General features: G+C 54.7%; 5 protein-coding genes, 1 pseudogene and 2 riboswitches. Of the genes and pseudogenes, 3 read left to right on the plus strand and 3 right to left on the minus strand.

Going from position 1 to position 11820, the window contains the following annotated elements:
- Positions 1-193, minus strand: a pseudogene (locus OB13_RS11400) (methylglyoxal synthase); the annotation flags it as partial.
- A 278-nt stretch (positions 194-471) separates the two neighbouring features.
- On the minus strand, positions 472-3072 hold the full coding sequence (locus OB13_RS11405) for a M14 family metallopeptidase (RefSeq protein ID WP_461490293.1): 2601 nt from the start codon (positions 3070-3072) through the stop codon (positions 472-474).
- A gap of 307 nt (positions 3073-3379) precedes the next feature.
- Positions 3380-3479, minus strand: a riboswitch (SAM riboswitch).
- A gap of 288 nt (positions 3480-3767) precedes the next feature.
- A riboswitch (SAM riboswitch) is annotated at positions 3768-3871 on the plus strand.
- A 440-nt stretch (positions 3872-4311) separates the two neighbouring features.
- Between OB13_RS11405 and OB13_RS11410 the strand changes: the two genes are divergently transcribed.
- From OB13_RS11410 to OB13_RS11420, 3 genes are all read left to right on the plus strand, one after another.
- On the plus strand, positions 4312-7323 hold the full coding sequence (locus OB13_RS11410; protein ID WP_461490294.1) for a SusC/RagA family TonB-linked outer membrane protein: 3012 nt from the start codon (positions 4312-4314) through the stop codon (positions 7321-7323).
- A gap of 83 nt (positions 7324-7406) precedes the next feature.
- Entirely contained in the window at positions 7407-8768 is a 1362-nt protein-coding gene (locus tag OB13_RS11415) for a RagB/SusD family nutrient uptake outer membrane protein (RefSeq protein WP_461490295.1), read from the plus strand.
- Positions 8769-8861: 93 nt separating this feature from the next.
- Positions 8862-10196 carry a Na+/H+ antiporter NhaC family protein gene (locus tag OB13_RS11420; RefSeq protein ID WP_461490296.1) on the plus strand — a complete coding sequence of 445 codons (1335 nt, stop codon included), beginning with the start codon at positions 8862-8864 and terminating at the stop codon, positions 10194-10196.
- 160 nt (positions 10197-10356) lie between these two features.
- Here the strand turns inward: OB13_RS11420 and OB13_RS11425 are convergent, their stop codons facing one another.
- Positions 10357-11550, minus strand: a complete 1194-nt coding sequence (locus tag OB13_RS11425) for a threonine synthase (protein WP_461490297.1) — start codon at positions 11548-11550, stop codon at positions 10357-10359.
- Positions 11551-11820: the final 270 nt, after the last annotated feature.

The raw sequence follows: 11820 nt of genomic DNA on the forward strand, positions 1-11820 counted from the left end.
CCAGTAAAATGTCACCTCCGCTGGGGCCATGTCCGAATGGCTCAATGTTCATGTCTAAAAGATCGTTGATCATCTTAGACGTATTGGTGGTGCCGATCAGGTTATAGTTACGTAGGGATTCCTGGTTTTCTTTCACCCAGTTGAGTAACTCATTTTTCTTGTTGTTGTGGGCAATTAAAGCAACGGTTGTCATGCTATGTAAATTAAAATGTTGAACGAGCACAGCTGTCAGAAAAGCAGCTGTAGGAGTGAAGATAGTGCTTTTTATATGAAAGCTGTATGCCACTTTCATATAAAATAATACGCATTCATCCGCTGTAAAGCTGCAAGTCTTCCTTTATTACCAGGTATGCCTACGGCTTCCCGGCTCCAGTTCTTTTTCTTAAGACAGAGCTGGAGCCGGAAGTACAGAAACAAAATAGGGCAGCACGAATTGCGCTGCCCTATACCTGAAAGAATCTATACAATTAGCTATTCCGTTGCAACAGCTACGCCCGGTGTTTTGATCACCGAACCGAAGAAGATAGCATTAAAAAACAGCCGGTTGGTGCCGTACCAGATGCCCCGGAAATTTGGGTTGTCGGAGAACAAGATCACGCGGCCCTGGCCCTGGTCGCTCACCAGCAGCGCGGCTGAACTTTTGATCTTGCTCAGGTTGCTTTTCGACACGTAGCCGCTCAGCCACGGTTCTTTGGTATACTGGGCCACGGTGCTGTACGGGTTCTTAGCCGGCGCCAGGATGGTGGTGCTGTTGCGGTACACCGGCAGTTTGCGGTTCGTGAAGCCAAAGCCTAGCGGGTGCGAAATATCCAGGTCCACTTCGTAGATCGAGCCGCCTACTGATCTGGCTCCTTCGGTCGGGGTGGCATCGGCAAAATCGATGCGCAGGTCTTTGCTGGCTGTATCGCGCACCGACACAACTTTGCCCTGCGCTATACCTTGCTTGATCGCCCATTCGGAGGCAGACTTGAAGGTGATCAGTGTGCCGCCATCCGCTACCCAACGCTTGAGTTTATCGACCGAAGCTTTGTCGAGGCCGTTGTAGGCGCCGCTTACCAGCACGATGGTGTTGTAGCGGCGCAGGTTCAGGCGCGGGAAGGACGTAAGGTCCACTTTGGAGATCGGCATGTGGAGCTGCTCGTCGAGCAGGAACCATACTTCGCCGGCTTCATAGGAGGTAATGCCCTGGCCCGTGAGCAGCAGCGCCTCCGGCTTGCGCAGCGTCTGGATGTTGTTGCTGCCCAGGTCGATGCCTTTCGCGCTCAGGCCGGTTTTCACCGATTCAAAGCCGATCTGTTTTTTCTGCGCTACTTCTGTTATCACTTTATACAGGGAGTCCGAAGAGATCTTTTGCGAAGCCACCGGAATGGTCACCGTACCCGGCTGGTAAGCTTTAGGCCCGGATGCCGTGGTGGCCGTGAACGGCTTGAAAACCGTCTGCGTGATCACGCCTTTGTCCTGTAACAGGTATAGCGCGCCGGCCGCGTTGTAGTCGGCCCAGTCGAGCAGGTAGGCGTAGTGGCTTTGCGCCGGCACAAGTGGAGTTACGGGTGCCAGTTCGGTAACACGTTTGCCCAAGGCACCTTTCGACTTCAGGCCGGCGTGCGGCAGGTTGTAGGCCAGCGCCAGCGTCCAGGTAGAAGCGTCGTAAAACACGCTGTCGTCAAACTCTTTTGTTTTGGCAAAGATCGACTCCACCAGGCGGTACTGCGGCTGCTCGGTCGGCACCACATACGCTTTGCCTTTCTCGAACTGCTGGCCGTCTACACGTTGGGATTTCTCCAGCTCGTATACTTCGATGCGGTGGTCGAGCAGCAGCTTGGTGAATTTGCGCAGGCGTGTGGCGTCGTAGTTTTCGCCGTACACGTAGGCCCGCACGCCGTTTTTGCGCCCGTCGGTCAGAGCCGACTGGTAGAACTCGCGCTGGTGCTTGAGCAGCGTCTCGCGGTTTTCCACAGAAGCTTTTACCGTGGCCAAACCGGTGGCCAGGTGGTTGCGGATGGTGAAAGCGAAGGTGAGTACCCCCAGCGAGTTCTCCTGCTTGTTGCCACGCGAGCTGGCCTGCTCGAAGGTGATGCCCACGCCGCCCTGAAAATCCGGATAGGTAGAGCCGTAGCCCGGGTAAATGTTGTCGTACTGCTCTTTGGTGAAGTATAGCGAGCCCAGCTCGTCCAGCGCCTCGGCGTGGTACTTGGCCAGCAGCACGTTCAGCCCGTCGTAGGTGCTGCGCGGGATCAGCCGGTTTTCCGAACTATAGGGTTTGCTCGGCTCGAAGTAATAGGTCGAGTTGGTACCCATCTCGTGAAAGTCGATGAACACGTTGGGCAGCCACTTGTGGTAAAACTCCATGCGGTTGCGACTCTCCACGTGCGCCAGCGGCAGCCAGTCGCGGTTCAGGTCAAACCAGTAGTGGTTGCCGCGGCCGCCCGGCCATACTTCGTTGTGCTCGCGGTCCGCCGGGTCGCTCACGGCCGGGTTGCCCTGGTGCATGCTCACCCAGTTGGTGTGGCGGTCGCGGCCGTCCGGGTTCAGCGCCGGGTCGATGAACACCACCGATTCCTTCAGGTAGCGTTGCGTTTCCGGATCCTGGTTGGCCGTCAAGTAATAGGCCGTGAGCATGGACACTTCGGTGCTCGATGACTCGTTGCCGTGCACGTTGTAGCCCAGGTGCACCAGCACCGGCATGTTCGCCAGCGCAGGCGCTGCCTTGGCTGGGCTGGCCAGCTGCAGGTGCTCCTGCCGGATCTGCTCCAGGCGGCCGTGGTTTTCCGGTGAGGTGATGGTGGCAATGACCTGCGGACGGTGCTCGTAGGTATAGCCGATGGTTTCGAAGCTCACTTTGTCGGACACGCGGTCGAGTTCCTGCAGGTAGGCCACCACACGGTCGTAGCGGGTTTGCCGCTCGCCGATGCCGTAGCCCAGGAACTGCTCGGGAGTGGGAATTTTGGGATTAAAGTTTTTCGTTTTAGGGAAGTAATAACTGTTCTGCGCCAGCAGCGGCAGCGCAACAAGTCCCCATAAGGCGAGGGTGAAGAGAAGCCTCCAAGCAGGCTTCCGGGTGTTGAAATGCATAGGAATGTAAGGTATGGATGAAAGAAAGACCAGGCGTAGAAGCCTTGTCCGAATAAGCAAATGAAGGGGCTAGTGCTGCAGCAGGCAGGCGCGGAAGGAGCAGGCAGAAAGCCTGCAAATGCAACCAGACGTTCCTCGTCCTGCAAGGCAGGAGGCCGAAGGTGACGCGCCGCGACAACTGGCAGGTGCCAAAGCCACAGGTTTACCTGCTACAACAGCAGGAAAGCGCGAACGAGGTGATGCTCAGAAAAGTGGTGAAGAAACCGGTGCGACCTGGATTGGCGCTGAAAGGTGTTTGCATGAGGAAAACTTATAGGTCCCAAAACTGGGCAGGAAGTAGCACCTGGTTACTCAACTGGTTGCTAGAGGGTCGCGGAGCCTGCTCTCTCACCTCTTCGGTATAAATTCGTTGCAAAGGTATACTCACCGTATCCTGATTTGCAAATATTATTTTTCATTCACCTTTTGCTGCCTCTTCCTAAGGTCTCGAAGCGCCCTCTTCTACTGGCAAATAACATCCTGTGAAAACGGCTAAAATTCGGGCACAGCGTCCAATGCAAAGCATTTTGTGTTTTACAAAGCCGTCTTCCCAAGTATAGCCAAACAGGATGTTTTAATTTTTGAACGAAAATATTTTTTACAAAAAGCTTGCATCACTAAAAATCCTGCCCTTACCTTTGCAGCATCTTTATCAAGATTTATAAAGAAGAGGGAAGAGAGCAGGCTCCGCGAACCTCTAGCAACCAGCAGTCATACTGAAAAGGTGCTAACTCCTGCCCAGTTTTGGGACATATAAATTGTACGCATGAACTCACAGCACACAAAACCAGCATTCTCGACAACCGTCTTATCATTCGAAGCAGCGCCCGCTGCCCTGATGTGTAGTTCTAGCTGTTGTTGTTAATCCGCAACCATTTCCCTGTTTACAGCTAAAAACACCCCGCCGGTGTAGCAGCTTCTCTGTATTCTTTTTTCAACCCATTTTTTTAATCTTGTTTTGAACATGGGCAATTCTCTACCCCAGTTACCGCCGTGCCTTTATGCGCTGGCCAATGCTTTCCGGAAGTTCTTTTCTTCCTGCTTAACTCCTGTTCCTGCTTACCAGCGAATGCGCATGTGCAGCTGTTGTTGCTAACACAAGAGTTGCACTAATACCATAAATCACTTTTTATACTTTCCCCTGACTGCAGACACACCAATTGCAGCACAGGATTACTTTGTCCACTTTTTAAAGATAAAATGCAAACACCTATCATAACTAAACTCGCGCGGCTGCTGTTTTCGCTGGGCCTCCTGCTGGCCTTCAGCAGCAGCGCGCTGGCACAAGGCGCCTTAACACAGGGCGTTGTAAAAGACGCCAAAACCGGCCAACCCCTGATCGGCGCCCGCGTGCAGATCAAAGGCACCGACAAAGGCACCGTAACCGGTGTGGACGGCAGCTTCAACCTGCCCGTAGAAAACGGCCAGACGCTCATCATTTCGAGCCTGGGCTATACCTTAAAAGAAGTAAAAGCAGACGGTCAACCCATCACGGTAGCCTTGCAGGAAGATGCCAAAGCCCTGGAAGAAGTGGTGGTGGTCGGCTACGGCACGCAATCGCAGAAGGCGATATCCAGCGCCGTGACCTCGGTTAACCCGCAGGAACTGAAAGGTATACCGGCGCCATCGCCGGACCAGCTCTTGCAGGGCAAGGCGTCGGGTGTGCAGATTTCGGCAGCCAGCGGCACGCCGGGCGGCGGCATCTTTGTGCGCATCCGCGGCAACACCTCCATCAACGCCAGCAACGAGCCTCTCTACGTGGTAGACGGCGTGTTCATCAACAACCAGTCGCTTTCGGGCCTGAGTCTGGGCGGGCAAACGACCAACCCGCTGGCCGACCTGAACCCGGCAGACATCGAAAGCATCGAAATTCTGAAAGACGCGAACGCTACGGCGATCTACGGTGCTCGCGGTGCCAACGGCGTGGTGCTCATCACCACCAAGCGCGGCAAAGCGAATGCCGGCACGCGCATCAATTTCCAGACCTACTTCGGGGTAGCGAAAGCGCCGAAGATCTATGAAACCGTGAATGCGCAGCAGGAAGCGGAACTCATCAATGAAACGCACCTCAACGACGGCGGCAGCCTGGCAACCCTTCCGTTCCGCTCGAGAAGCGAAGGCGGCTTTGGTTTACCGACAGAGCAGACGACCTACTCCCGCATCCCGGATGTGTTCCAGACGGCTACCACGCAGAGCTACGATCTGTCGGCCTCGGGTGGTGGCGAGTCCAACCGCTTCTTTTTGGGCGGGGGCTACTTTAAGCAGGAAGGCATCGTGAAGCCGGCCGAGTTCGAGCGTTTCAGCGGCCGTTTCAATTACGACCACCTGGTAAACAAGCGCCTGACCATCGGTACCAGCACCTCCGTGGCCTACAGCAAGCGCAACCAGAGCCGCAACGACGACAGCGCCCAAGGCGTGATCAACTCGGCTTTGTACGTGCCGACCTATTTGCCTGTGTTTAACCAGGACGGCAGCTACGCCCGCCACTCCATCTTCGACAACCACCTGGCCCTGATCGACAACCTCAACATCCAGGGCGAAAGCAGCCGCCTGATCTCCAACCTCTACGGCGAGTACGAGATCCTGAGCGGGCTTACTTTTAAGTCGAATTGGAGCATCGACTACAACGCCTATTCCGACAAAGTATACAACAACACCCAGATCAGCGTGGGCTTACCGGCTGGTAACGCCAGCCGCAGCGAGAGCAAGATGGTAACGCTCATCAACGAGCAGTTGCTGACCTACAACAAGCGCTTTGGCAACGACCATTTCCTCAACGTGATCCTGGGCAACACCGTGCAGCAGACCAAGTATAACACGCTTTCGCTTACCGGCCGCAACTTCCCGAGCGACAACTTCCAGGAAATTGCTTCATCTTCGCTGCAAACGGCTTCGACCAACTCGAGCCAGAACGGGCTGATCTCGTTCTTCTCCCGCGCCGGCTATACCTTCAAAGACAGGTATAGCATCGACGGCAGCGTGCGGGCCGACGCCTCTTCGCGTTTCGGCGCGTCCAACCGCTGGGGCGTGTTCCCGTCGTTGGGCGCTTCCTGGATCGTTTCCGAAGAAGCCTTTGCCCAGGACCTGCCGTTCGATCTGATCAAGCTGCGCGCCAACATCGGCGTGACCGGTAACCAGAACGGGATCAACGACTTTGCTTCACTCGGATTATGGAGAGCAGGCCGCAACTACGAAGGGCTGCCCGGCATCAGCCACCAGCAACTGGCCAACCCGGACCTGAAGTGGGAAACCACGCGCCAGTGGAACATCGGCCTGGACCTGGGACTATTAGAGAACCGCCTGAAACTGGAAGCCAACTACTATAACAAGTATACCAAAGACCTGCTGCTGGAAGTACCAGTGGCCGCAAAAACAGGCTTCTCGAGCGTGTTTGAAAACCTGGGCGAGATCAGCAACAAAGGCGTGGAATTGAACATTACCTCCACCAACATCGAACGTGATGATTTCTCCTGGACCACCAGCCTCAACATCGCCCGCAACGTGAACAAGATCGAAAAGCTGCCGATCCCGGTCAACCAGCACTCCCGCGACTGGATCCGGATGGAAGAAGGCGGTTCAGTGTATGATTTCTGGGTGTACAAGCAGCTGTACGTGGACCCGCAAACCGGCGACGCCGTGTATGACGATGTCGACAACAACGGTAGCATTACGGTAGCCGACCGCCAAATCGTGGCCAATGCATCTCCGGACTTTTTCGGTGGCCTGAACAACACGGTGCGCTACAAGGATTTTGATCTGGGCGCCCTGTTTTACGGTGAGTATGGCAACGAGATACTGAACCTGAACCGCTTCTTTATGGAGCACGGCGGCACACGCAACGGTTCGATCTCCTACCTGCCGGGCCAGCTCGACCGCTGGCAGCAGCCGGGCGATGTGACCGACATGCCACGCATGACCAGAAAAGGCAACAACTATACCTTGTCAAGCAGCCGCTTTATCGAGGACGGTTCGTTCCTGCGCCTGCGCTCGGTAACGCTGGGCTACACGGTGCCTTCGGCCGCCCTGAGCAAGTATAAAATTTCGAGCCTGCGCGTGTACGTATCGGGCACCAACCTCTGGACCCTGACCAACTATAGCGGCCTCGATCCGGAAGTGAACGTAGCCGGCAACAACCAGAACGTACGCGGCATCGACCACGCCGTAGTACCGCAGCCCCGCTCGTTCCAGGCAGGTTTAAATGTTTCTTTCTAAAAAAGACACAAGTAGCAAGACGTTAGACACAGGACTTTCTCCGAAGCTTACGGATGCGACAGAGTCTCTTAATTTTTACAACAATGAAGAAGATATTCACCAACTATAAAACACTTGCACTGGCTCTTTTGGTATCGCTCTCGGGCTGCGACAACATCCTGGAGCCGGAGCCGCGGCTGGACGTTTCCACCGCCCAAGCCATCACCGACAAACGCAGTGCGGAAGCCGCCCTGCTGGGTGCTTACAGCGAGCTGCAGAGCAACAACTATTATGGCTTCGAATACCCGGCATTGGCGTATTTGTCTGCCGACGAAGTGGACTGGTCGGGTTCCTACAACTTTTACCAGCAGTTTGATTTGAACGCCATACCTGCCGAGAACAGCTCCATCAAATCGGTGTGGAGCCAGATCTACCGGGTGATCAACGTATCGAACAACCTCATCGACAAGGTACCCGCCATCGAGGACCGCAACCTGACCGAGGCGCAGCGCCAGAAGCTCCTGGGTGAAGCCTACTTCCTGCGCGCCCTCTCATACTTCGACCTGGGCCGCGCCTGGGGTGGCGTACCGCTGGTGCTAAAGCCAACTGTTGACAAGAACAGTGGCGCAGGCATCAAGCGCGCTACCTTGCAGCAAACCTACGAGCAGGTGCTCGCCGACCTGGAGCAGGCAGAGACCTTGCTGCCTTCGCTCACTTCCCGCGGCAGGGCCTCAAAGGAAGCGGTTTGGGCTTTGAAAGCCAGGTTATACCTCTACCAGCAAAACTGGACCAAAGCCGAGGAGTACAGCACGCTCGTGATCAGCAGCGGCAAGGCTAGTCTGGTACAACCGTATAGCGCCTTTTACACCGGCAAGCTGACCAACGAGAGCATCCTGGAACTGGTGTACGACAACTCCGACCGCAACTCGCACGCCAACTACTGGCTGACCAGCAGCAAAGGCGGCCGTTATGAGTGGAAGCCTTCTGCCGCCATCATACAAGACCTGCGCAACCCGCAGGTAGGTGGCTCCCGAAGTGCCATTCTGGGCTCGCAGGTAGACAATGGCAAGGAAACCGTGTACGGACAGAAGTATAGCAAGATTGGCACAGGCGAAGACGGTGCTTTTGTACTTCGTATTGCCGAACAATACCTGATCCGCGCGGAAGCCAGGCTGAAGCAAAGCAACCTGCCGGGCGGCCTTGCTGACCTGAACGAGGTACGCAAAAGATCAGATCTTTCTCCGTTACTCGCACTTGACCTGAACGCTGCGTTGCTGGCCGTGGAGCAGGAGCGGGAAGTAGAACTGGCCTTTGAAGGACACCGCTGGTATGACCTGATCCGAACCGGCCGGGCCGAAACGGTGTTAGGTATCAGCGACAAGAATAAATTCCTTTATCCAATACCAAATAGTGAGATTCTGGCAGATCCGGATTTAGGGCCGGAAGACCAGAACCCGGGCTACTAATCTTTTTGTTACCATTGGCCGAAGGTGGCGCACCGGCAGTCGTAGGGCTGCTGGAGTCACCTTCGGCTTCTTATATTCATTTAATCACCTTGCATGAACCAGATTGACAGGAGTGGGGGCATTGCCCTGATTCCGTTTTTGATTTTCGTACTTACTTTCTTAGGGGCAGGCATCCTGCTCAACGACTTTTATGCCCTTCCATCGCCTGTGGCGGTAGGCGTCGGCATTATTTCCGCATTCTTTATCTTGAAGGGATCCGTTCAAGCCAAAGTGGAGGCCCTTATACGCGGCTGCGGTGATTCCAAAATTATCACCATGTGCCTCATATACCTGCTGGCAGGTGCTTTTGCTGCCGTTTCCAAAGCAGTAGGAGGGGTAGATGCCACAGTCAGCTTAGGGCTCAGCCTGGTGCCGGTGCAGTACCTTGCGTTAGGAATTTTCTTACTGGCCGTTTTCCTCTTAACTGCCACGGGCACTTCAGTGGGATGTATCGTTGCGCTGGGACCGATCGCCGTGGGACTGGCAGAGCAGAGCGATACTTCTATGCCCCTGATGCTAGGTTCCCTGCTGGGCGGCGCTATGTTCGGCGACAACCTTTCTTTTATTTCAGATACTACCATTGCCGCCACACAGACCCAGGAGTGCAGCATGAAAGACAAGTTCCGGGTAAATTTGCTCATTGCCGGGCCTGCCGCACTCCTCACCATACTGCTGCTGCTTGTAGCAGGGCATGAGCCCGGGGCAAGCTCTGCGGCTGCAGCCTTACCAGCCAATTTTTCCTTCTGGCAACTGGTGCCATACCTGCTGGTAATTGTACTGGCTGTGGTGGGAGTAGATGTATTTGTGGTATTGACGATCGGTACAATTGCCTCTGGCGTGGTAGGACTGTCGCAGGGTAGCCTGGAACTGCTGGGATTCAGCCAGCAGGTGTACGAAGGCTTCACTTCCATGACGGAGATTTTCCTGCTTTCGATGCTCACCGGTGGCCTGGCCGAGATGGTGCGTGAGGCGGGCGGAATTCAATTTTTGCTCGAGAAGGTGAGCGGCTCCATCAACGGAAAGCGTTCGGCGCAGCAAGGTATAAGCGCACTGGTGGCGGGTACCAACGCGGCCATCGCCAATAACACTGTTTCTATTGTGGTGACAGGGCCTGTAGCCCGCGACATCAGCCGTACCTATGGGGTCGACAAGCGAAAGTCGGCAGCTCTGCTGGATATTTACTCTTGTATTGTGCAGGGCTTGCTGCCATACGGCGCCCAGATACTGATTATGCTAAGCTATACCAATGGCAGTGTTTCTTTTGTGGATGTGTGGGCCAACGCCTGGTACTTGTATCTGCTGCTGTTTTTCAGCCAACTGGCCATCTTCACGCCATTTGTGGACCGTTACATCAGCAAACAACCGGCTGCTGCCCGCGTAGCAGCTTAAGATTACGCGTTTAAGATTTCACTTTTAGCCAAATGAAAAACCCCACTGGTATGTGCCGGTGGGGTTTTTTGCTTTTAGGCCGGTGGAGGGGCTAATTTAATACTCTGTGTTTGTGAAGTGGTGGTTAACCGATTTAGGTGTATCGTTCTTTTATACTTTCTTAGAAGATATCCAGGTTCTCCATGTATTTCTGGCCCGAGCCGGTGTTAAGCAACAGAATCTGCTCGTCAGGGGTAATACAACCTGTGTCCAGCAGTTTTCGGGCTGCCATCCAGACGGCTGCTCCCTCCGGTGCTACAAAAAGCCCTTCTCTGGCACCTAATTCCCGCAGCCCGGTAATCATTTCTTCATCCGTGATGCTGATCGCGGATCCTCCGGACTCCTGCAATGTTTGCAGCATGAGCGGTTCCCCGAGCGGACGTGGTACGGCCAGTCCGTTGGCGATAGTAGGTTTGCCCACGTAGTTCTGGGCATTGGGCTGCCTGCCATAGAAAGTCTCGACCAGTGGCTGGCAATTGGCGGCCTGTACGGCTACCATGCGGGGTAGCTGTACCGTAGGCTCCAGCCAGCCGAGCTGCTGCATTTCTCTGAACGCTTTCCAGATGCCGATCAGCCCGGTGCCGCCGCCGGCAGGGTATAGGATCACATCCGGTAGCTTCCAGTTGAGTTGCTCGGCTATCTCGTAGCCCATGGTCTTCTTTCCCTCCAGGCGGTAAGGTTCTTTCAGGGTCGATACGTCCAGCAGTTCGCCCTGGCTGTTGAGTTCTTTGATCTTTGCTGCGCAGTCATTTATCAGGCCGTCTACCAGCACGACTTCGGCACCATACCAGTAGCACTCATCCCGGAACGCCTTAGGCGTATGGCGCGGCATCACCACGACTGCGCGCATACCTGCCTTAGCGCAATAGGCAGCCATGGCCACCCCGGCATTGCCGGCAGTAGGTATGATGCAGCCTTCTACACCATGCTCTTTAGCTTTGGAGATGGCCATGCTCAGGCCGCGGGCCTTGAAAGAGCCGGTCGGGTTCTGGCCCTCGTCCTTGAGGAGCAGCGATTTCAATTCGTACTGCTTTGCCAGGTTGCTGAGGGTAAGCAGGGGCGTAAATCCTTCTCCGAGACTCACGATGTTCTCTTTCTGCAGTACCGGCAGCATCTCCTGATAACGCCACATGGTGGCTTCGCGCTGCTTCAGTGCTTCTTTCGGAAAGTGCCCGTCTGCGTTGTATTTAGCCAGCAAGGGCATAAAACAGCACGGCGATACCGTTTGTTTTTCGAAGGCAGAGTAGGCGGTGCCGCAGCGTGAACAGGTCAGGGTGCTTAAGTGGCTGAGGAGGCGATTAACTGTAGTTTCCATATCAAATATCTACGGCAAATAGCAGACGCGATATGACGAAACAAAATAGCAAAAAGGAATAGCCTATGCGTAAATGGAATAGCGATACTTTGATAATTATGGCGGGATTAGGGGACTAATGAGACTAATTTTTTTGTCTTTTCAGGTATAGCAGGTATAGATAAATTGTTTTACCTGATTAACCTCTATTGATATAAGGGAATGGAGCTACAGCAGGAATGCGGTGAACTCAATGAGTTAGTCTATCGGACACCGCACGGGAAGACCTAG

It is taken from the genome of Pontibacter sp. HJ8, from assembly GCF_054824225.1.

What these genes read in the sequence shown, in the direction of transcription:
- OB13_RS11405 (WP_461490293.1), bottom strand. Translation starts at nt 3,072, where the DNA reads ATGCATTTCAACACCCGGAAGCCTGCTTGGAGGCTTCTCTTCACCCTC.
- OB13_RS11420 (WP_461490296.1), top strand. Translation starts at nt 8,862, where the DNA reads ATGAACCAGATTGACAGGAGTGGGGGCATTGCCCTGATTCCGTTTTTG.
- OB13_RS11410 (WP_461490294.1), top strand. Translation starts at nt 4,312, where the DNA reads ATGCAAACACCTATCATAACTAAACTCGCGCGGCTGCTGTTTTCGCTG.
- OB13_RS11425 (WP_461490297.1), bottom strand. Translation starts at nt 11,550, where the DNA reads ATGGAAACTACAGTTAATCGCCTCCTCAGCCACTTAAGCACCCTGACC.
- OB13_RS11415 (WP_461490295.1), top strand. Translation starts at nt 7,407, where the DNA reads ATGAAGAAGATATTCACCAACTATAAAACACTTGCACTGGCTCTTTTG.